Here is an 18,612-nt window from a genome sequence, read left to right on the forward strand (position 1 = left end):
GCCGGTCCGACGATTCAAAAACGCCTCGGCGCAGGTCGGGGCGTTTTTTTGCGCGCGCGTCATTGCAACTGATGGGTCGGCGGGGGCGCAGCGCAATCAGCGCCCCGCAGTTACCGGCAGGTCCCCGACCGCGGGCGGCGTCAGCGTGCGCGGATCAGTCGGTCCTCCGCCAGCCATTCCTGGATCGTCCGGTTGACCGCATCGGGCGCTTCCCACGGCACGAAATGCCCGGCATCGACCCTAGCCACCGTCAGGTCGGGCACCACTGCCTCGAGCCCATCGACCTGTACCGGCAGCAATGCCCGGTCGCGCTCGCCCCAGATCACCAGCGTCGGCTGGGTGACGGGCGGGAAGGGGGCGTCGAGCCATGCCGGGCGCTCGGGGGTCTCGCCGGGCGCAGGGACGACGATCGCCGAGGCGCGGTACCAGTTGAGCATTGCGGTTATCGCGCCAGGCTGCGACCATTCGTCGAGATAGGCGGCCTTGTCCGCGCCGGCGATGGTGCGGGTCACCAGCTTGGCAAAGCCAGTCGCGAAGAAATGTTCGAGGCCGGCGCCGATCAGCCCGCGATCGATCGACGTGTCGCGAAATCTCGTGATGTACTGGCTGGCGGCGCGCTGTTCGGGATCGTCGAACAGCGAACGTTGAAAGATCAGCGGGTGCGGCGCGTTGAGGATGATGAGGCGCTCGATCCGGTCGAGATGACGCAGCGCCGCCATCCATGCGATCGCGCCGCCCCAGTCATGGCCGACCAGCGTGAAGCGGCTGACGCCCAGCGCATCGGCGAGCGCGATCAGGTCAGCGACGATACGGTCGGCGGCATAGTCGGCCACTGCCGGCGGCTTGTCGGAGCGGGCATAGCCGCGCTGGTCGGGGGCGATGACATGATGGTCGCGCGCGAATTCGGTCAGTTGATGCCGCCACGTCCGGTGCGATTCGGGAAAGCCGTGGAGGAAGACCATCGCCGGGGCGGCAGGATCGCCCGCTACGCGCACGTCGAGCGACACGCCGGTCGACAGCGCGATCCGACGCAGCGGCGTCATGGATAGCTGACCGTCTTGGGAACTTCGGGAATGGGAATGAATTCCTCGGCATCGTCGGGCACCTTGGGGAAGTTGCCCGCTTTCCAGTCGGCCTTCGCCTGATCGATGCGGTCGCGGCGCGACGAGACAAAATTCCACCAGACGTGGCGCGGGGTCGTGAACGCTTCGCCACCGCACAGCATGACGCGCGCACCGCCCGACGAGCGCAGCGTGGCGGCGATGCCCGGGCGCAGGACGTAGAGCGTCATCGGTTCGAGTGCGACGCCGTCCAGCCCCGCATCGCCATGCGTCAGGTAGAGGGCGCGTTCGTCGGCCCCGGCGTCGATCGGGATCGCACCGTTCGCGTCGAGAATGATGTCGGCATAGATGGTCGCGGCATATTGGGTGGTCGGCGCAGAGACGCCCCACAGGTCGCCCATCACGACGCGCGCGGTCGCGCCGCTGCCGCTGACGATCGGCAGGCGCTCGGCCTCGACATGTTCGAATGCGGGATCGATCTCCTCGCGATCCTCGGGCATCGCCAGCCACGTCTGGATACCCGACAGCAGCGGCCCGCCGGCGCGTTCGTCGTCCGGCGATCGTTCGGAATGGACGATGCCGTGGCCGGCGGTCATCAGATTGACCGCGCCGGGTTCGATCCGGGCAAAGGTGCCGAGCGAATCGCGATGGTCGATCGCCCCGCCGAACAGATAGGTGACGGTCGACAGGTTGATGTGCGGATGCGGGCGCACGTCGATTCCCTGACCCGGATCGAGTTCGGCCGGGCCCATCTGGTCGAAGAAGATGAACGGGCCGACCATCGTCCGCGTCTTCGTCGGCAGGGTGCGATGGACCTTGAACCCGCCAAGGTCGTGGGTGATCGGCTGGATCGTCTGCAGAAAGAAGCGGTCGTTTTCCATCAATCGGCGTCCAGTTCGGGATAGTGGCGAAAAATTCCGTCTTCATTGAAAGGGATACGCCGGTCGCTGGCAAGATAGTCGGCGATGCCGGGCAGCGTCGCCACCGCATTACGGATCGCGATCAGCCGCGGGAGGCCGGGTTCGAGCGTCGCCATCCGCCGGGGAAAGGCGTAGCGCAGCCCCTCCACCAACTGGAACAGCGAGGTGTCAACATAGGTCCAGCGATGGTCGATGGCCCACGGATCGTTGTTTTCGCTCAGCAGGTCTTCGAAATAGGTCAGGAATTTCGGCAGGCGTTCGCCCAGGAACTGCGCCGCGGCGCGGGCAGCCTCGGGCTTCTGGTCGTCATAATAGTCGCCGGTGCCGACCGGGTGATGGACATCGTGCACCTCCGCGACGAGGTCGGCGATGGTCAGTTGCCATTGATTGGCCCATTGCCGGTCGCGGATGCTCGACAGGCTGAGGCCGTGGCGTTCGCCCAGATATTGCAGGATGTTGGCTACCTGCGCGACGACGAAGCCGTCGAGCGAGAGGAAGGGCGGGGCGAAGGGCGGGCGCGGATGCTGTTCGAGCATCGCCAGCATCGGCTCCACCCCGTCCTCACGCGCGCGGTCGCGATAGGCGATGCCCGCGCCCTCCATCGCCAGCCGCACGAATTCGCCGCGGCCCTGTATCGTCGGCCAGTACCAGAGGTCGTAGCTCAATCGCCATCTCCCGGAGCGCGGGCGCGGATCGCCAGCGCGTGGATGCGGGTGGCCAGCAGGTCGGCAAGCGCCCGGTTGACCATCCGCTGCCGCCCAACGCGCGACTGGCCGATAAAGCCATCCGCCACGATCTCGACGGAAAAATGAGTCTCGCCCGTACCGTCGTCGCCCATATGGCCGGCATGGTGGTGGCTGTCGTTGGTCACGACCAGATGGGTGGGGGCGAGCGCGTCGCGCAGCCGCTGGGCGATCAGATCGGCGAGCGGCATGGTGGTGGTGTCGGTCATCCGACCTATATAACCGGTTTTGCCAAAGGGAGTCGCGTGGCGCGCGAGAAGATCAGCAAGGACCGTCCCAATGCCCGCTTCCACGGGCGGGTCGAGGCGAATGGCCGGCCGTGCGAAGTGCCGGGATGCGACGAAGCGGGCGAATTTCGTGCGCCACCGCTGGAGGGTGCGCCGCAGGGGGGCGAACGGCCGAGCGCCTATCGCTGGTTCTGCCTCGACCATATCCGCGCGTTCAATGCCGGGTATAATTACTTTGCGGGGATGACCGCCGAGGAAATTCACGATGCGCAGCGTCCCTATGCCGGATGGGACCGCGAGACGCGTGCCTTTGCCCGCGCCGGCGGCGATCCGGGACCGGCCTGGGCCGATTTCGCCGATCCCCTCGACGCGATCGGCGCGAAGTTCCGCGACGCCCGGGTGAACCGGGCCGAGCGCAAGGACGGCCGGCCGCTCAGCCCCGCCGACCGATCGGCGCTGAAGGTCATGGGGCTGGAGATCGATGTCGACCGGACGGGGTTGCGCCAGCGTTATTCGGAACTGGTGCGGCGCTATCATCCCGACCGTAACGGTGGCGACCGGCAGCATGAGGCGGCGTTGCAGAAGGTGATCGCGGCCTATCAGCAGTTGAAGCGGGCGCCCGCGTTTGCGTGAGCGGGTGTCGTTTCCGCCCGCACCCGTTCGGTTCGAGCAGCTTCGAGCTTGTCGAGAAGCGTCCGTCGAGAACGCGATCGCTTGGGGGCAACCCCTTCTCGACTACGGTTCTCGACAGGCTCGAACCTACGCTCGAAGCGAATGGGATGGGGGAAGGGTTTGGGGGAAGGGTAGCGGTAGCCACCGTTACGCGAAATTGACCGCCACCGCTTCCAGTTGCTGCGCGACCATGCCCCAGCCGCCCTCGAAGCCCATTTCGGCATGCATCTTAGCGGTTTCCTCATCCCAATGGCGGGCGGCGGCGCGGTAGCGGGTGTGGTCGCCATCGGCCTCGAAGGTGAAGAGGCCGACGATCGCCAGCCGCTGCGGCTGCGGTATCCAGCCCGGCGCGAAGGCGTTGGTGAAGACGATGCGTTCGTGGGGCACCACGTCGAGGATCACGCCCTCGCCGGTCATTTCCTCGCCATTCGGACCGCGCATCGTCGTCGCGAACCGGCCGCCCGGCGTCAGGTCCAGTCCCAGGAGTTCGGTGGTCCAGGGGCGCGGCGCCCACCATTTGGGAAGATGCTCGGTCCATGCCCGCCAGACGGCGTCGATAGGGGCGGCGATGCGGCGTTCGATCGCCAGCTCGTGTTCGGTCATTGTGCTTCTCCGCTGCGGGCGGCCTCGATAGCGGCGATGTCGATCTTCTGCATCGTCATCATCGCCTGCATGACCCGCGCGGCCGCCGCCGGATCGGGATCGGCCATGCCCGCCATCAGCGCGCGCGGCGTGATCTGCCACGACAGGCCGAAACGGTCCTGGCACCAGCCGCAGTCGCGGGCGCGTCCGCCATCGGCGACGATCGCGTTCCAGTAGCGGTCGGTCTCTGCCTGATCGTCGGTCAGCACCTGGAACGAGATCGCGTCGGAAAAGGGCGTGGGCGGGCCGTAATTTAGCGCGAAACAGGGCTGGCCGAGCAGGGTGAATTCGACGACCAGCGTGTCGCCCGCCTTGCCGCCGGGAAAGTCGGCAGCGGCCGGGTGGATCGCCCCGAGCGCGCTGTCGGGAAAGGTCGCGGCGTAGAAGCGTGCCGCTTCCTCCGCCCGGCCGTTGACGACGAGGCATAGTTGCAGCTTGCTCATGTGCGCGGACCGACCAACCCGAAGCGCGCGCCCTGTGGGTCGATTGCGACTATCGAATAGCTGCCGCCGGGGATCTGGTCCGGCCCCTGCAGGATCGTACCGCCGCCGCCCCTGATCCGGTCGGCAGCATGGTCGATATCGGCGACATGGGTCGAATATTGCCAGCCGGGCTGGCCGCCGGGCACCATGCCCATCGCCGCGCCGATCGCGACGTCGCCGTTTAACAGGAACTTGTAGTCGCCGAACGATCCCATCGGCATCGACCCTTCCTGTCGCCAGCCGAACCGGTCGACATAGAAGGCGATGGCGCCGTCGGGGTCGGGGGCCATCAACTGGTTCCAGACGAAATGGCCGGGCGTCGCCTGATCGGCGGGCTGGAAGACGGTGCTGGTTTCGTCGCTCTCGCTGCGCATCAGATAGAGCGCGGCGCCCTGCGGATCGGTCAGCATCGCGATGCGGCCGACGCCGGGAATGTCGGTCGGGGCCATGTGCTGCGCGCCGCCGTTCGCGACGAAATCGGCGGCGGCGGCATCGACATCGTCGACCGCGACATAGCCGAGCCAGACCGGCGCGGGCATGCCCGGCGGCATCGCCATCAGCCCGCCGATCATCGCGCCGTCGGGCGCGACGAACAGGCGATAGTCCATGCCGGGCATGCCCGAATCCTGCACCCGCCACCCGATAACGTCGCTGTAGAAGGCGGCTGCCGCGTCGATGTCGCTGGTCAGCAATTCATACCAGATGAAGTCGCCCTGCCGGTTCATGCGTCCGCTCCCATGCGTTTGTCGAAGATCGGCGTGAAACCGCCATAGACCATGCGTTTGCCGTCGAAGGGCATGGCGCGGTCGGCCATGCGCGGGTCGGCCATCACCGCCTGCCAACCGGTATTGCGTGCATCCTTCGACGGCCATTCGATCCACGAATAGCAGGTGACCTCGCCATCCTGCAGATCGACGGCGCGGGCGTAATCTGTGTGCTTACCCGGCGGCACGTCGTCGCCCCAGCCCTCCACGACGCGCAACGCGCCGTGATCGCGAAACACCTGTGCCGATTCGGCGGCGAAGGTGAGATAGGCGTCGCGATCCTCGCTGCGGACCGGCGTCAGGCAACCATCGACATAGCCGGGCGTCGCGTCGTCGCCGCTGACCATGACGCCGTCGAACCCGCCATAGATCATGCGTTTCCCGTTGAAGGGCATGTCCAGTTCGGCCATGCGCGGATCGGCCATCATCGCCGCGCCAGCCGCATCGCGGGTCGCACGGTCGGGATATTCGATCCAGCTGAACAGCACCTCCTCATCGTCGGCCAGGGCGACCGATCGCGCGAAGTCGGTATGCTTGCCGGCTGGCACATCGTCGCCCCAGCATTCGACCAGCCGCGTCGCGCCGAGATCGGCAAAGATCTGCGCCGCCGCTGCGACATGGCGTTCATAGGCGGCGCGATTGGCGCGCGGCACCGGGGTCACGAACCCGTCGATATAAGTCATGCCGCAGTCCCTTCGGCATGCGCCGCTTGCGCCGCGGCCATGTCCATGGGAAACGGCCCCCAACCATGGCCGTCGAGATCCTCGAACGCGCGGCTGTACATGAATCCTTGGTCCTCGGGATCGTGGAGTTCGCGCCCGCCTGCCGCCAGCGCCGCTTCGGTAATCGCGTCGACCGCGGCGCGATCGTCGAACGACAGCGCCAGCAGCACGCCGCTTTCGGTCTTCGCATCGATGATCCGTTTGGGTGTGAAGGTCGCGTAGAATTCGCGGTCGAGCAGCATGACGTGAATGCTTTCCGACCAAGTCATGCCCGATCCGCGATCGTTCGAGAAACGCTCATCCTTCACGAAGCCGATCGCTTCGTAAAATCGCGTGGCGGCAGGCACATCGGCCACCGCGAGGTTCACGAAAATCATCTTCGACATGGCACCCTCTCTCAGGACATCTCGAATCGCTGTTTGTCTTGGGTGCGCCCATGGGTTAGAAAATGCAACGATGGAGTTAGAAAAAGTAACCAAGGCCGATCGGCGCCGCTATGACGATGCGTGCGGCGCGGCACTGGGCATGGAATATGTCGGCGAGCGCTGGGCCTTGCTGCTGATGCGCGAGTTGCTGCTGGGGCCGCGCCGCTTCGGGGAATTGCGCTCCGGACTGCCGGGGATCAGCGCCAATGTGCTGACGCAGCGGCTGGGGGGATTGGAGGCAGCGGGGATCGTCCATCGCCACCGCCTGCCGCCGCCAGCCAATGTCCAGGTCTATGAACTGACGCCTTGGGGCTATGAGAGCGAACCGGTGGTGCTCGCGCTGGCGAAATGGGCGTTGCGGTCGCCGACGCATGATCCGACACTGCCCTTCTCCACCGTGTCGCTGATGCTGTCGCTAAAAATGCTGCTGGTGGCGGAGCGGGCGGGGGACTGGCAGGCGAGGGTCGGATTCCGCTTCGGCGAGGAGCGCTATGTCGCGACGCTGGCCGGGCGCGCGCTGCACATCCGGCGGGGGGCGGGGCCGGTCGAGGCGACGCTGTCGGGCACGCCCAATGCGTTCCTGCCGGTCGTCTATGGCGGACTGCCGCTGGCGATGGCCGGGGCGATCACGGTCGAGGGGAACCGCGCCATTGCCGAACGGTTCACGACGCTGTTCCGCCTGCCGCCAAAGGTTGAGTAGGCGGCCCGCTTCGTCCTAAAGGACCGCGGGCGCTTCCCCGCGCCCACGCGAAAGGCCCGCATGACCACCGATACCCTGCCCGAAGCATCCGCGACCACGATCCTGAGCGCACCCGACCGGATGGTGAAGGTGCGCGACCTGTTCGGCATTGACAGCGATCTCGAAGTGCCCGCCTTCTCGGTCGCCGACGAACGCGTGCCCGATGCCGATCCGGCCTATGTGTTCGATCCCGACACGACGCTGGCGATCCTGGCGGGCTTTGCGCATAATCGGCGGGTGATGGTGCAGGGATATCACGGCACCGGCAAGTCGACGCATATCGAACAGGTCGCGGCGCGGCTGAACTGGCCGTGCATCCGCATCAACCTCGACGCGCATATCAGCCGCATCGACCTGATCGGGCGCGACGCGATCGTGTTGAAGGACGGGCAGCAGATAACCGAGTTCCGCGAAGGGCTGCTGCCCTGGGCGCTCCAGACCCCGACCGCGCTGGTGTTCGACGAATATGATGCCGGACGCCCCGACGTGATGTTCGTGATCCAGCGCGTGCTGGAGACCGAGGGCAAGCTGACGCTCCTCGACCAGAATCGCGTGATCCGGCCCAACCCCTATTTCCGGCTGTTCGCGACGGCGAATACCGTGGGTCTGGGCGATACGTCGGGCCTGTATCACGGTACGCAGCAGATCAATCAGGGGCAGATGGACCGGTGGAACATCGTCGTCACCCTGAACTACCTGCCCGCCGCCACCGAAGCGCGGATCGTGCTCGCCAAGTCGGGCGAATATGACAAGGTCGGCGGCAAGGAGACGGTCGAGAAGATGGTACGCGTGGCCGACATGACGCGGCGGGGGTTCGTCAATGGCGATATCTCGACGGTCATGAGCCCGCGTACCGTCATCACCTGGGCACAGAACGCGCTGATCTTCGGCGATGTCGGCTTCGCATTCCGCCTGTCGTTCTTGAACAAGTGCGACGAGGCAGAGCGGGCACTGGTCGCCGAATATTATCAGCGGGTGTTCGGCAAGGACCTGCCCGAAAGCGTGGTCGCGAAGGCGTAGAGCGGATCCGTCGCCTCGGACCGAGTCCGGGGCGACGCCGTCCGTTCCGACCTCAACCCCGCCGGAACCACCGGAACTTCGGGCCCGCGGATTGCAGCACGCCGCGCCGGAACAGCCGTGCGCCGATCACGATCGTCAGCGCCACCCACAGCAATTGCCACGCGAGCGCAGCGATATGCGGCCACCATGCGCCGCTGGTCGCAGCGCGGGCGGCCATGGCGAACGGGCTGCTGAACGGGAATATCTCCGCGGCGAGCGCGACCCAACTGCCCGGTCGGCCGATCGCCGCCAGCGCGAAACCGAACATCGCCATCTGGAAGATGGTGATCGGCAGCGACAGCATCTGGATCTCGCGCGGTGTCGATGCCTGTGCGCCGACCGTCAGGAACACCGCGCCCAGCAGCATATAGGCCATGGTGAAATAGAGGATGTAGAGGACCGCGAACCCCGGAACGCCGATCGCAGGCGCGATGCCCGACATGCCGGCGGTGAAATCGGGCGGCAGCAACGCACCGATATTGGCACCGACCGCTGCCCAGAAGGCGAGGAACAGCACCGCCACCCCGAACATGCCGAGCAGCTTGCCGAGGAACACCGATTCGAGCGGCACGGCGGCGGCCAGCACCTCGATCACCTTGTTCGAGCGTTCCTCCGCCATCGTACCGACCGCTTGCCCTGCCAACATCAGCGTGACGACGAACAGCGATACGACCGCGAAGAAGCCCGCCGCGCTCTTGCCGCCGAGCGAGGTGCTGCTGCGTTCGACGCGGGTGAACGTCGGCTGCGACAGCCGATCGGCGCCGAGATTGGCGCGCTGGTCGCGCAGCGCCTGTTCGGCGATGGCGGCGAGATAGCGCGCGGTGGTCGAGGTCGGGTTGGCATGGATCAGTTGCGGCCGGTCGAGCGGACCGTACAGCACCGCCGGAACGTCCATGTCGGCATCGGACAGCAGCGCGCGGGCCTGCGCCGCCGGGTCGCCCGCCGGGGCGACGGTGACCAGTGGCGGCAGGCCGCGTTCGCGTGACACTGCCGGGCGGATCAGCGCATCGGCGGCGCGCAGCCGCGCGGCATCGGCCGGCGCGACGATGGCATAGAGCCGTTCCTTGCCCTCCGCATTCTGCCCGACGCTCTGTGCGCCGAGGCTGCCGACCGCGCCGAAACTGCCGAACAGCAGCGGCGCGAGCAGGAACAGCAGGAACATCGGCGTCATCACCGTTGCGATGAAGTCGCGACGGGCGATGGTCAGCGTCTGACGGATCAGGCGGCTCATGCGGCCTTCTCCGCATCGGCTTCGCCGACGATGCGGACGAACGCATCGTGCAGCCCCGGCCGTTCGATCGATAGCCCCGATATGCCGTAACCGGCGTCGATCAGTCGCACCAATATCCCCTCGATCCCCTCGGGCGGCAGCGTGAAGCGCCAGCCGCCGCGTTCCTCCTGCGCATCGCCCGGCAGCAGCGCGGCAATGCCGGGGCTGGGGTCGCGCGGGACATAATGCGCCTTCATCGGCAGCAGCGCGCGGGCATCGTCGACCGTGCCTTCGAACCGGCGCTTGCCGCCGGCGATGATGCACAGCCGGTCGCACAGCCGCTCGGCATGGGCCATGACATGGGTCGAGAACAGGATCGTCGCCCCCCGGTCGCGTTCGGCGCGGATCAGCGCCTCCAGCCGTTCCTGATTGACCGGGTCGAGCCCGGAAAAGGGTTCGTCGAGGACGAGGAATTCGGGTTGGTGAACGACCGATCCCAGCAGCTGGACGAACTGCGCCATGCCCTTGGACAGCTTGCGGATCTTGCTGTCGATCGCGTGGCCGAGTCCCGCCTGTTCGAGCATGACGCCGGCACGCTTGCGCCCGACCGACCAGTCGAGGCCGCGCAGCGCACCCATGAACGCGATCGCCTCGCGTGCCTTCATGCCGGGGTACAGCCCGCGTTCCTCGGGCAGATAGCCGACCCGGTCGGATGCGTCGCGCGGGGCCGATCGGCCGAGCAGGCGGCGATGGCCTTCGTCGGGTTCGATGATGCCGAGCAGCATGCGCAGCGTCGTCGTCTTGCCCGCGCCATTGGGGCCGAGCACGCCGTACACCGCGCCGTACGGCACCTGCAGGTCGATGCCGTCGACGACCCGCCGGTCACCGAAACGCTTGACCAGTCCGTTGGCGCTGAGCGCCCAATCTTCCTGCCGCAACCAACATCCCCCACACGTCGCCCTTTAGCGCGCGTCGGATAGAGGGTAGCGGGGGGATGTGACCGTACACAAGGGCCAGCCGAGCGATATCGTGACCCGCATTCGCGCGAAAGCGGCGGAATGCGGTTTCGTCGCGTGCGGCATCGCCCGCGCCGACGCCGCGCCGCGCACCGCCGAGCGGCTGCGCCAGTGGCTGGACGAAGGGCGGCACGGGTCGATGATCTGGATGGAGGAGCGCAGCGAGCAGCGCGGATCGCCCGCTGCCTTGTGGAGCGAGGTCAGGTCGGTGATCGCACTCGGCATGAGCTACGCGCCCGCCGTCGATCCGCTGGCGCTGGCCGGGGCGGGCGATCGGGGCCGCATCTCGGTCTATGCGCAGGGCAGCGATTATCACGATGTGGTCAAGAAGGCGCTGAAGACGCTCGGCCGCTGGCTGGCGCAGGAATCGGGCTGCGACCTGAAGGTGTTCGTCGATACCGCGCCGGTGATGGAAAAGCCGCTGTCCGAAGCGGCGGGCCTCGGCTGGCAGGGCAAGCATACCAATCTGGTCAGCCGCGACCATGGCAGCTGGCTGTTCCTCGGCGCGATCTATACCACGCTCGACCTGCCGCCCGATGCGGCGGCGCGCGACCGGTGCGGGTCGTGCGATGCGTGCCAGCGGGCGTGCCCGACCGATGCCTTTCCCGCGCCCTATCGGCTGGATGCGCGGCGCTGCATCTCGTACCTGACGATCGAACATGCCGGGCCGATCCCGGTCGAGTTCCGGCCGAGCATCGGCAACCGCATCTATGGCTGCGACGATTGTCTGGCGGTGTGTCCGTGGAACAAGTTCGCCGATGCCGCCGCCGCCAACCGCGCCTTTGCCGGGCGGGCGGAGTTCGCGGCACCGCGGCTGGCCGATCTGATCGCGCTCGACGATGCCGGGTTTCGCGAGGTGTTTCGCGGATCGCCGATCAAGCGGATCGGACGCAACCGCATGGTGCGCAACGCGCTGATCGCGGCGGGGAACAGCGGCGATGCGGCGCTGGTCGGGCCGGTGCGGGCGGCCTGTGCCGATCCCGATGCGGTGGTGCGCGACGCGGCGCAATGGGCGCTGGCGCGGCTTGGCGGGGAAGTTCGCTGAGCTACGCCGCGCGCGCCGCCCCTGGCGCGTCGAGCCATTCGATGCGGTTTCGCCCACCGCGCTTGGCCCGGTACATCGCCTCGTCGAGACGGCGGAGTAGGGCGGCGGCGTCGGCGGGCAGGCGGGTCAGGTGGCAGGCGCCGATGCTGGCGGTCGCGTGGATCGTGGTGCCGTGCCAGTCGACCCGCTGCGCGCCGATCGCCGCGCGCAGGCGTTCGGCGGCTCGATGCGCGGCGGCGCGATCGGGGGCGGACAGGAGCAGCGCAAATTCCTCGCCGCCCAGCCGTCCGCACAACTCGCCGGGGCCGCACACGCCGCGCAGGGTATCGGCGACCGCGCACAGCACCGCATCGCCCGCCGGATGGCCGTGGCGGTCGTTGATCGCCTTGAAATGGTCGAGGTCGAGCCAGAGCAGCGCAAGGCCGCCGCCCGGGGGCAGGTGCTGCGCGAGCCGTTCCTGCAACCGGGTTTCGAACGCGCGGCGGTTGAGCAGCCCGGTCAGTCCGTCATGATCGGCGGCGTCGCGCAACTGGCGCAGCAGCGCGTCCTGCACCGCCATCGCGCTGCTGATCGTCAGCGGCACGAGCACGAGGAAGGCGACGGCGATCCGCACCGACAGCACCAGTCGCGGGATCGCCATGTCCTGCCCGATCGCGACCATTCCGAGGCCGATGGTGACGAGGCAGCCGGTGCCGAGCAGCATCGTCAGCACCGCGGTGATCGCGACCGGATAGGTGAGCGCACACAGCAGCAGCGCGGGCATCGGGAACATGATGCTGCCCGGCCCGTCGAACTGCACCGCCGCGACGCACGACAGCGCCAGTGCGCCGGCGGGCCAGAGCGGCGGTTCGGCAATACGCGGCGGCTGGGCATCGGGATGGCGCAGCGTCAGCAGGACGGGCAGCACGACGAGGTAGTTGACCAGCTCGCTGGCCGGCCAGGTCAGTAGCGTCTGCGCGGCCGATCCGTGGAATTCGACGACGACCAGTACCGCGCCGATCAGCGCCGCGACGCAGCAGCCGGGGATCAGGCCGGCAAGGATGCGCAGCACCGAATGCACGCGTTCAAGCCGCAGGTCGGCCGGATCGAGCCGGCGCAACGCCAGCGTGGCGGTCAGCGTGCCGGCGGTATTGGCGAGCGCGAAGAAGGCGGACAGTTCGACATTGCGGTCGAACACCAGATCAGTGGTGAGGAAGCCGGCGAAGGCGCCCGCCCAGCCCGATGGCCGGAACAGCAACGGCTTGCGCAGCATCGCCCCGACCAGCACGGCATTGGCGGGCCAGAAGGCGACCGAAAAGGCGTGACGGCTGAGCAAGCCGATCATCGCCCCGCCCGCCACCAACGCCGCGACCAGCACGAAGCGGCGCAACGTCGTCATGCCGGGTACGGCATGTCCCGAAAGCAGGGGCGGGGCGAGCGACGACATGGCTGGCGACGCTACGCCGGGGAAATTGACGAATCGGTAACGCCGCTCGGCCGGGCTCCATCTTGTACCGCATCGCGGCGGGGTCGCCTGGCATCGGCAGGATGCCGTCGGCACCTGATCCGGCCCGGGATGGCGACGCTACGCCATCCGCCTTTTCCAACCGCGTCGCATGGAGTAACGCAGCCGCCCATGATCCGTCCCGCGCTCTCCGTCGTCGTTCCCTGCTATAACGAGTCCGCCTGTCTCGACACGCTTCATGCCCGCATCTCGGCGGCGGCGCGGGCGGTGGTCGGCGACGATCACGAGATCGTGCTGGTCAATGACGGATCGCGCGACCAAAGCTGGGCGGTGATGGAGCGGCTGGCCGCGTCGGACCCGAAACTGGTCGCGATCAACCTGTCGCGCAATCACGGGCATCAGCTGGCGCTGACCGCCGGGCTGGACCTGTGCGCGGGCGAACGCATCCTCATCATCGACGCCGATCTGCAGGACCCGCCCGAACTGCTGGGGCCGATGCTGGAGACGATGGCCGCTGAGAGCGCCGACGTGGTCTATGCCGTGCGGCGCAAGCGCGAGGGCGAGACCTTCTTCAAGAAGCTGACCGCCGCCGCCTTCTACCGCGTGCTCGACCGGGTGACCGATACGCCGATCCCGCTCGACACCGGCGATTTCCGGTTGATGACCCGGCGGGCGCTCGATGCGTTCCTGAGCCTGCCCGAACAGGCGCGCTTCATTCGCGGCATGGTGGCGTGGGTCGGGTTCCGGCAGGTGCCCTTTCCCTATGACCGCGACGAGCGGCTGGCGGGCGAGAGCAAATATCCGCTGGGCAAGATGATCCGCTTCGCATTGGACGCGGTGACCGGTTTCTCGACCGCGCCGCTGCGCCTCGCCAGCCATATGGGGCTGGTGCTGACTGCGCTGTCGCTGCTGCTGTTCGCCTATATCGCGATCGGCTGGCTGTCGGGCAGCGCGGTGCAGGGGTGGACGTCGACGATGCTGGTCGTCGTGTTCCTCGGCGCGGTACAGATGTTCGTGCTGGGAATGATCGGCGAATATCTGGGGCGGCTATACGTCGAATCGAAACGGCGGCCATTGTATCTGGTCGCGGACGTCGCCGGGCCGGTGAAGGGGCGGGCGAGCCTCGGCTATCGGGCGGGGGATCATAACGAGGTCACGGTCGCGCCGGTGTTGCCCGATCAGGCAGGTTGATCGCCAGCCACCTCGCCCAGCAACCATGACCGGATTGCGCTGGCGAGGTTCGGCGGATCCTCGCCTTCGATCCGCACCGCGTCGATTGCCGCGACCAGTGCCGATAGCGGCAGCGAGCGGCGTGCCGCCGCTGCCTCCAGCGCTTCCCAGAAGCCGGGTTCGAGGCTGATCGACGTCGCATGGCCGGCGATGGTGATCGATCGCTTGACCGGCCCGCGAAAGCCGCCCGATGGGGCGGTCGGCTTCACGGCGTGTCGAAGAGGGAAGCTAATTGCTCGATCATCGTGCCCGCCAGCTGCTCGGCATCCATGATCGTGACGGCGCGGGCATACCAGCGGGTGACGTCGTGGCCGATGCCGATCGCGACCAGCTCGACCGGCGACTTGCCCTCGATCCACGCGATCACCTGTCGAAGGTGCCGTTCCAGATAGCTGCCCGAATTGACCGACAGCGTCGAATCATCGACCGGCGCGCCGTCGGAAATGACCATCAGCACCTTGCGATCCTCGGGCCGCGCCAGCAGCCGGCCATGCGCCCACAGCAGCGCCTCGCCGTCGATATTTTCCTTGAGCAACCCCTCGCGCATCATCAGCCCGAGCGACTTTTTCGCGCGGCGCCACGGTTCGTCGGCCTGTTTGTAGACGATGTGGCGGATGTCGTTGAGGCGGCCGGGCTGGGGTGGACGGCCGGCGGCGAGCCACGATTCGCGGGACTGGCCGCCCTTCCACGCGCGGGTGGTGAAGCCGAGAATCTCGACCTTTACCCCGACGCGCTCAAGGGTGCGGGCAAGGATATCGGCGCTGATCGCGGCGATGCCGATCGGGCGGCCGCGCATCGATCCGGAATTGTCGATCAGCAGCGTGACGACGGTATCGCGAAATTCGGTGTCGCGCTCGATCTTGTAGCTGAGCGACTGCGCCGGATTAATGACCACGCGCGCCAGCCGCGCGGCGTCGAGCAGACCTTCTTCCTGATCGAAATCCCATGAGCGCGACTGTTGCGCCATCAGCCGGCGTTGCAGCCGGTTGGCGAGCTTGGTCACCACCCCCTGCAACTGTACCAATTGCTGATCGAGATAGGCGCGCAGCCGTTCGAGCTCGTCGGCTTCGCAGAGTTCGGTGGCGGCGATCACTTCGTCATATTTGGTGGTGAAGGCGCGATATTCGAATTGCGGGTGCAGGTCGGCAAAGGGGCGGTTGGGGCGGACCGGCATCATCCCGCCCTCGTCCTCGCCATCGGCCATGTCGTCGCCCTCGGCGTCGACGTCCTCGCTCATGTCGTCGGACTGGCCGTCCGACTGGTCGTCGCTGCGGTCCTCGCCACGCGCCTCGACCTGACCCTCGCCGCCCTGCTGTTCGCCCGAATCGTCGCCGTCGTCCTCGGGCGTCTGTTCGTCCTCGCCTTCCGCATCGTCGCCGCCGTCATCGGCCTGTTCGGGTTCGATCTCGCCCTCGACCAAGTCGAGGTCCTCGAGCAGGCGGGTGATGCTGCGGCCGAACGCCGCCTGATCGGTGACCAGCCCGGCCAGCGTGTCGAGCTGTGCGCCGGCGCGCTCCTCGATCCAGTCGGTGATGAGCGCCATGCCCGGTGCGGCGGCGGCGGGCGGGGCGCGGCCGGTCAGCCGTTCGCGCACCAGCATCTGCACGGCGGTCGACAACGGTACTTCGGCGCGGGTGCGGGCGCGGGTGATGGGGTCGGAGCGCATGCGCATGTTCAACGCATGGTCGAGATTGTCGGCGATGCCGTCATAGCCCGCCGACCCGAGCGCATCGACGCGCGCCTGTTCGACCGCGTCATAGACCGCGCGCGCCACCGCTTCGCCCGGCGCGCTGCGGGCGTGGAGCGCGGCATTGTGGTGGCGCATGCGCAGCGCGAAACCGTCGGCGAGGCCGCGCGCTTCGGCGACCTGATCGGCGGGCAGCGCGCGGGCGGGCATCGGCACCTTGATATGCTTGCCAGAGGCGGTGGGCGCGTCGGCGGTGAACGCCAGTTCGACCTCGGGCTCGTCGGCGATCGCGCGCGACGTGCCGCGCAGGACGTCACGAAACCGGTCGAGCGGGGATTCCTGTGCCATGGGCTGTGCTTTGGGGATTGCTCGCCGCAAGGGCAAGGGGAGAAGCTCCTCCCCGGTATGGGGAGGATTTGCTAGAGGCGTTCGGCCTTGTTCACGGCGTCGGCGGCGCGCAGGCCGGCGAGCAGCTTCATCAGATGCGCGGCGTCGCGCACCTCCACATCGATGGTGTTGGTGTGGAAGGTGGTGTCGCGGTTGTCGAGCCGGAGGCCGAGGATGTTCGCCTTGTGCCCGCCGATGACCGTCGCGACCGCACCCAACGCGCCGGGTTCATTCTTCAGCGTCACCGCGATCCGTGCGGTCGCGCCCTCCGCATTGTCGCCCCAGGTCAGGTCGATCCAGTGGTGCGGATCGATCGCCTCGATCGTCTCGCAGCCGATTTCATGGACCTCGAACCGGCCGTCGCCGCGGCGGATGCCGATGATGCGGTCGCCCGGCACTGGATGGCAGCAGGTGGCGAGGTCGTAGCCGACGCCGGCGGTCAGCCCCTTGATCTCGATCGGCGCGCGTTGCGCCGGGATCGGTTCCGCCTTCGGGTCGGCGACGGCGCCGGGCATTACCGCCTCCATTACCGCTTCGTCGGTCAGCTTGCCATGCGCCAGACATTCGAACAGCGTCGCTTCGTCGGCAATCTTCAGCCGCTTCAGCCCTTCGGCCAATGCATCGGTGCCCGGCGGCACCGGCAGGCGCGCGATCAGTTCCTGATACATACGCTTGCCGAGCGCCACCGTCTCGTCGCGCTCGCGCTGGCGGATGTAACGGCGAATGGCGGCGCGGGCCTTGCCGGTGATCGCGAAGTTCAGCCAATTGGCCTGCGGACGCTGCGCCTTCGATCGCAGAATCTGGACCTGATCGCCGTTCTTGAGTTCGGTGCGTAAGGGAACGACGCCGCCATTGACCTTCGCGCCCACCGCCTGATCGCCGAGATCGGTGTGCACCGCATAGGCGAAATCGATCGGGGTCGCGCCCTTCGGCAACTGGTGCAGTTCCCCCTTGGGCGTGAAGGCGAAGATGCGGTCGGCATACATCGCCATGCGGGTATGTTCGAGCAGTTCCTCGGGACTTTCGGCGTTGTCGAGGATTTCGACAAGGTCGCGGATCCAGCGGACCTGCGTATCGGGGCGGACCGCATCCTGCTTGTACGCCCAGTGCGCTGCCAAGCCGAATTCGGCCTGGGCATGCATTTCGCGGGTGCGGATCTGCACCTCGATCCGCATGTTTTCGGCATGGATGACGCTGGTGTGGAGCGAGCGGTATCCGTTGCGCTTGGGGGTCGAGATGTAATCCTTGAACCGCCCCGGCACCATCGGCCAGCGCCGGTGAATGATGCCCAATGCGCGGTAGCATTCCTCCTCGCTGTCGACGATCGCGCGAAAGGCGATGATGTCCGACAGCTGTTCGAGCGTGACGTGCCGCTCCGACATCTTGCGCCAGATCGAATAGGGATGCTTGCGCCGGCCCGACACTTCGGCGGCAATGCCGTGGCGGTCGAGCATCGTCTTCAGGTCGCCGCCGATCTTGGCGACGCGGTCGCCGCCGCCTTCCTCCAATTGTTCGAGGCGGCGGGTAATCGATTCATAGGCTTCGGGTTCGATTTCGCGAAATGCCAGCGTCTGCATTTCGTTCATGAACTCGTACATGCCGATCCGCTCGGCGAGCGGGGCATAGATGTCCATGGTCTCGCGCGCGATCCGCTTGCGCTTCTCGGGCTTCGAGATGTGATGGAGCGTGCGCATATTGTGCAGCCGGTCGGCGAGCTTGACCAGCAGCACGCGAATGTCGTCGGACATCGCCAGCAGGAACTTGCGCAGGTTCTCGGCCGCGCGCTCGTTTTCGGTCTGCGCCTCGATCTTGCTGAGCTTGGTCACCCCCTCGACCAGCCGCGCGACGTTCACCCCGAATTTGGCCTGGATTTCCTCATGGGTGGCGACGGTGTCCTCGACCGTATCGTGCAGGATTGCGGTCGCGATCGTCTCGTCGTCGAGGTGCAGGTCGGTCAGGATGCCGGCCACCTCGATCGGGTGGCTGAAATAGGGGTCGCCCGACGCCCGTTTCTGGCTGCCATGCGCGTGCATCGAAAAGACATAGGCGCGATTGAGCAGCGCCTCGTCCGCATCCGGGTCGTAGGTCTTGACCCGCTCCACCAATTCATACTGCCGCAGCATGGGTTATAGATGGA

20 protein-coding genes are annotated in these 18,612 nt (G+C 67.2%); 5 read left to right on the forward strand and 15 right to left on the reverse strand.

The window, feature by feature from the left end; all coding sequences use genetic code 11:
• Window positions 1–140: 140 nt before the first annotated feature.
• Genes ACTHQV_RS12015 through ACTHQV_RS12030 form a run of 4 tightly spaced genes read right to left on the reverse strand, consistent with a single transcriptional unit; the run spans window position 141 to window position 2,933 of the window.
• Window positions 141–1,043 carry an alpha/beta fold hydrolase gene (locus ACTHQV_RS12015; RefSeq protein ID WP_440490541.1) on the reverse strand — a complete coding sequence of 301 codons (903 nt, stop codon included), beginning with the start codon at window positions 1,041–1,043 and terminating at the stop codon, window positions 141–143.
• The gene (locus tag ACTHQV_RS12020; protein WP_440490542.1) at window positions 1,040–1,942 is read right to left on the reverse strand and encodes a pirin family protein; all 903 of its coding nucleotides are present in this window, start codon (window positions 1,940–1,942) and stop codon (window positions 1,040–1,042) included. The genes ACTHQV_RS12015 and ACTHQV_RS12020 overlap by 4 nt, the downstream gene beginning before the upstream one ends.
• A complete protein-coding gene (locus ACTHQV_RS12025; RefSeq protein ID WP_440490544.1) occupies window positions 1,942–2,646 on the reverse strand; it encodes a glutathione S-transferase in 705 nt (234 codons plus the stop codon). Before ACTHQV_RS12025 ends, ACTHQV_RS12020 begins: the two co-directional genes overlap by 1 nt.
• Window positions 2,643–2,933 carry a BolA family protein gene (locus ACTHQV_RS12030; RefSeq protein WP_440490546.1) on the reverse strand — a complete coding sequence of 97 codons (291 nt, stop codon included), beginning with the start codon at window positions 2,931–2,933 and terminating at the stop codon, window positions 2,643–2,645. Before ACTHQV_RS12030 ends, ACTHQV_RS12025 begins: the two co-directional genes overlap by 4 nt.
• Window positions 2,934–2,969: 36 nt before the next feature.
• On the opposite strand from ACTHQV_RS12030, the gene ACTHQV_RS12035 reads away from it, so the two are divergent.
• Window positions 2,970–3,584, forward strand: coding sequence for a J domain-containing protein (locus ACTHQV_RS12035; RefSeq protein ID WP_440490547.1), 615 nt, complete (start codon window positions 2,970–2,972; stop codon window positions 3,582–3,584).
• 186 nt (window positions 3,585–3,770) lie between these two features.
• On the opposite strand, the gene ACTHQV_RS12040 is transcribed toward ACTHQV_RS12035, so the two are convergent.
• Genes ACTHQV_RS12040 through ACTHQV_RS12060 form a run of 5 tightly spaced genes read right to left on the reverse strand, consistent with a single transcriptional unit; the run spans window position 3,771 to window position 6,619 of the window.
• Window positions 3,771–4,226 (reverse strand): SRPBCC family protein, encoded by a 456-nt coding sequence (locus ACTHQV_RS12040; protein WP_440490549.1) that lies wholly within the window; start codon window positions 4,224–4,226, stop codon window positions 3,771–3,773.
• Entirely contained in the window at window positions 4,223–4,708 is a 486-nt protein-coding gene (locus tag ACTHQV_RS12045) for a VOC family protein (protein ID WP_440490550.1), read from the reverse strand. Before ACTHQV_RS12045 ends, ACTHQV_RS12040 begins: the two co-directional genes overlap by 4 nt.
• Window positions 4,705–5,472, reverse strand: coding sequence for a VOC family protein (locus ACTHQV_RS12050; RefSeq protein ID WP_440490551.1), 768 nt, complete (start codon window positions 5,470–5,472; stop codon window positions 4,705–4,707). The genes ACTHQV_RS12045 and ACTHQV_RS12050 overlap by 4 nt, the downstream gene beginning before the upstream one ends.
• Window positions 5,469–6,194 carry a DUF1428 domain-containing protein gene (locus ACTHQV_RS12055; protein ID WP_440490552.1) on the reverse strand — a complete coding sequence of 242 codons (726 nt, stop codon included), beginning with the start codon at window positions 6,192–6,194 and terminating at the stop codon, window positions 5,469–5,471. Before ACTHQV_RS12055 ends, ACTHQV_RS12050 begins: the two co-directional genes overlap by 4 nt.
• Complete coding sequence (locus ACTHQV_RS12060) at window positions 6,191–6,619, reverse strand: VOC family protein (RefSeq protein ID WP_440490554.1); 429 nt, start codon at window positions 6,617–6,619, stop codon at window positions 6,191–6,193. Before ACTHQV_RS12060 ends, ACTHQV_RS12055 begins: the two co-directional genes overlap by 4 nt.
• A 70-nt stretch (window positions 6,620–6,689) precedes the next feature.
• On the opposite strand from ACTHQV_RS12060, the gene ACTHQV_RS12065 reads away from it, so the two are divergent.
• Entirely contained in the window at window positions 6,690–7,358 is a 669-nt protein-coding gene (locus tag ACTHQV_RS12065) for a winged helix-turn-helix transcriptional regulator (protein WP_440490555.1), read from the forward strand.
• 60 nt (window positions 7,359–7,418) lie between these two features.
• Complete coding sequence (gene cobS / locus ACTHQV_RS12070; RefSeq protein WP_440490557.1) at window positions 7,419–8,417, forward strand: cobaltochelatase subunit CobS; 999 nt, start codon at window positions 7,419–7,421, stop codon at window positions 8,415–8,417.
• A 52-nt stretch (window positions 8,418–8,469) separates the two neighbouring features.
• Here cobS and ACTHQV_RS12075 read toward each other — a convergent pair whose 3' ends face one another.
• Together ACTHQV_RS12075 and ACTHQV_RS12080 are read right to left on the reverse strand one after the other, a co-directional pair.
• Window positions 8,470–9,687 (reverse strand): ABC transporter permease, encoded by a 1,218-nt coding sequence (locus ACTHQV_RS12075; RefSeq protein ID WP_440490559.1) that lies wholly within the window; start codon window positions 9,685–9,687, stop codon window positions 8,470–8,472.
• Window positions 9,684–10,604, reverse strand: coding sequence for an ABC transporter ATP-binding protein (locus tag ACTHQV_RS12080; RefSeq protein ID WP_440490560.1), 921 nt, complete (start codon window positions 10,602–10,604; stop codon window positions 9,684–9,686). The genes ACTHQV_RS12075 and ACTHQV_RS12080 overlap by 4 nt, the downstream gene beginning before the upstream one ends.
• Before the next feature lie 58 nt (window positions 10,605–10,662).
• Here ACTHQV_RS12080 and queG point away from each other — a divergent pair, with 58 nt between their 5' ends.
• Entirely contained in the window at window positions 10,663–11,727 is a 1,065-nt protein-coding gene (queG, locus tag ACTHQV_RS12085) for a tRNA epoxyqueuosine(34) reductase QueG (protein WP_440490561.1), read from the forward strand.
• Window position 11,728: 1 nt separating this feature from the next.
• Here queG and ACTHQV_RS12090 read toward each other — a convergent pair whose 3' ends face one another.
• On the reverse strand, window positions 11,729–13,153 hold the full coding sequence (locus ACTHQV_RS12090) for a diguanylate cyclase domain-containing protein (RefSeq protein WP_440490563.1): 1,425 nt from the start codon (window positions 13,151–13,153) through the stop codon (window positions 11,729–11,731).
• Window positions 13,154–13,342: 189 nt separating this feature from the next.
• On the opposite strand from ACTHQV_RS12090, the gene ACTHQV_RS12095 reads away from it, so the two are divergent.
• The gene (locus tag ACTHQV_RS12095; protein WP_440490564.1) at window positions 13,343–14,362 is read left to right on the forward strand and encodes a glycosyltransferase family 2 protein; all 1,020 of its coding nucleotides are present in this window, start codon (window positions 13,343–13,345) and stop codon (window positions 14,360–14,362) included.
• Here ACTHQV_RS12095 and ACTHQV_RS12100 read toward each other — a convergent pair.
• From ACTHQV_RS12100 to ACTHQV_RS12110, 3 genes are all read right to left on the reverse strand, one after another.
• Complete coding sequence (locus ACTHQV_RS12100) at window positions 14,350–14,610, reverse strand: ribbon-helix-helix domain-containing protein (RefSeq protein ID WP_440490566.1); 261 nt, start codon at window positions 14,608–14,610, stop codon at window positions 14,350–14,352. The genes ACTHQV_RS12095 and ACTHQV_RS12100 overlap by 13 nt on opposite strands.
• Window positions 14,607–16,436, reverse strand: coding sequence for a cobaltochelatase subunit CobT (gene cobT, locus ACTHQV_RS12105; protein ID WP_440490567.1), 1,830 nt, complete (start codon window positions 16,434–16,436; stop codon window positions 14,607–14,609). Before cobT ends, ACTHQV_RS12100 begins: the two co-directional genes overlap by 4 nt.
• A 71-nt stretch (window positions 16,437–16,507) precedes the next feature.
• Window positions 16,508–18,598: a RelA/SpoT family protein gene (locus ACTHQV_RS12110; protein WP_440490568.1), complete on the reverse strand. Its 2,091-nt coding sequence runs from the start codon at window positions 18,596–18,598 to the stop codon at window positions 16,508–16,510.
• Window positions 18,599–18,612 lie beyond the last annotated feature (14 nt).

The organism is Sphingomonas sp. SAFR-052 (assembly GCF_051965015.1).
GTDB lineage: Bacteria > Pseudomonadota > Alphaproteobacteria > Sphingomonadales > Sphingomonadaceae > Sphingomonas.

Excerpts from the sequence above, each read along its gene's own strand:
- ACTHQV_RS12045 (WP_440490550.1), bottom strand. The coding sequence starts at position 4,708 with ATGAGCAAGCTGCAACTATGCCTCGTCGTCAACGGCCGGGCGGAGGAA.
- ACTHQV_RS12060 (WP_440490554.1), bottom strand. The coding sequence starts at position 6,619 with ATGTCGAAGATGATTTTCGTGAACCTCGCGGTGGCCGATGTGCCTGCC.
- ACTHQV_RS12065 (WP_440490555.1), top strand. The coding sequence starts at position 6,690 with ATGGAGTTAGAAAAAGTAACCAAGGCCGATCGGCGCCGCTATGACGAT.
- cobS (WP_440490557.1), top strand. The coding sequence starts at position 7,419 with ATGACCACCGATACCCTGCCCGAAGCATCCGCGACCACGATCCTGAGC.
- ACTHQV_RS12020 (WP_440490542.1), bottom strand. The coding sequence starts at position 1,942 with ATGGAAAACGACCGCTTCTTTCTGCAGACGATCCAGCCGATCACCCAC.
- ACTHQV_RS12030 (WP_440490546.1), bottom strand. The coding sequence starts at position 2,933 with ATGACCGACACCACCACCATGCCGCTCGCCGATCTGATCGCCCAGCGG.
- ACTHQV_RS12090 (WP_440490563.1), bottom strand. The coding sequence starts at position 13,153 with ATGTCGTCGCTCGCCCCGCCCCTGCTTTCGGGACATGCCGTACCCGGC.
- ACTHQV_RS12040 (WP_440490549.1), bottom strand. The coding sequence starts at position 4,226 with ATGACCGAACACGAGCTGGCGATCGAACGCCGCATCGCCGCCCCTATC.
- ACTHQV_RS12095 (WP_440490564.1), top strand. The coding sequence starts at position 13,343 with ATGATCCGTCCCGCGCTCTCCGTCGTCGTTCCCTGCTATAACGAGTCC.
- ACTHQV_RS12075 (WP_440490559.1), bottom strand. The coding sequence starts at position 9,687 with ATGAGCCGCCTGATCCGTCAGACGCTGACCATCGCCCGTCGCGACTTC.
- ACTHQV_RS12015 (WP_440490541.1), bottom strand. The coding sequence starts at position 1,043 with ATGACGCCGCTGCGTCGGATCGCGCTGTCGACCGGCGTGTCGCTCGAC.
- ACTHQV_RS12110 (WP_440490568.1), bottom strand. The coding sequence starts at position 18,598 with ATGCTGCGGCAGTATGAATTGGTGGAGCGGGTCAAGACCTACGACCCG.
- cobT (WP_440490567.1), bottom strand. The coding sequence starts at position 16,436 with ATGGCACAGGAATCCCCGCTCGACCGGTTTCGTGACGTCCTGCGCGGC.
- ACTHQV_RS12050 (WP_440490551.1), bottom strand. The coding sequence starts at position 5,472 with ATGAACCGGCAGGGCGACTTCATCTGGTATGAATTGCTGACCAGCGAC.
- ACTHQV_RS12055 (WP_440490552.1), bottom strand. The coding sequence starts at position 6,194 with ATGACTTATATCGACGGGTTCGTGACCCCGGTGCCGCGCGCCAATCGC.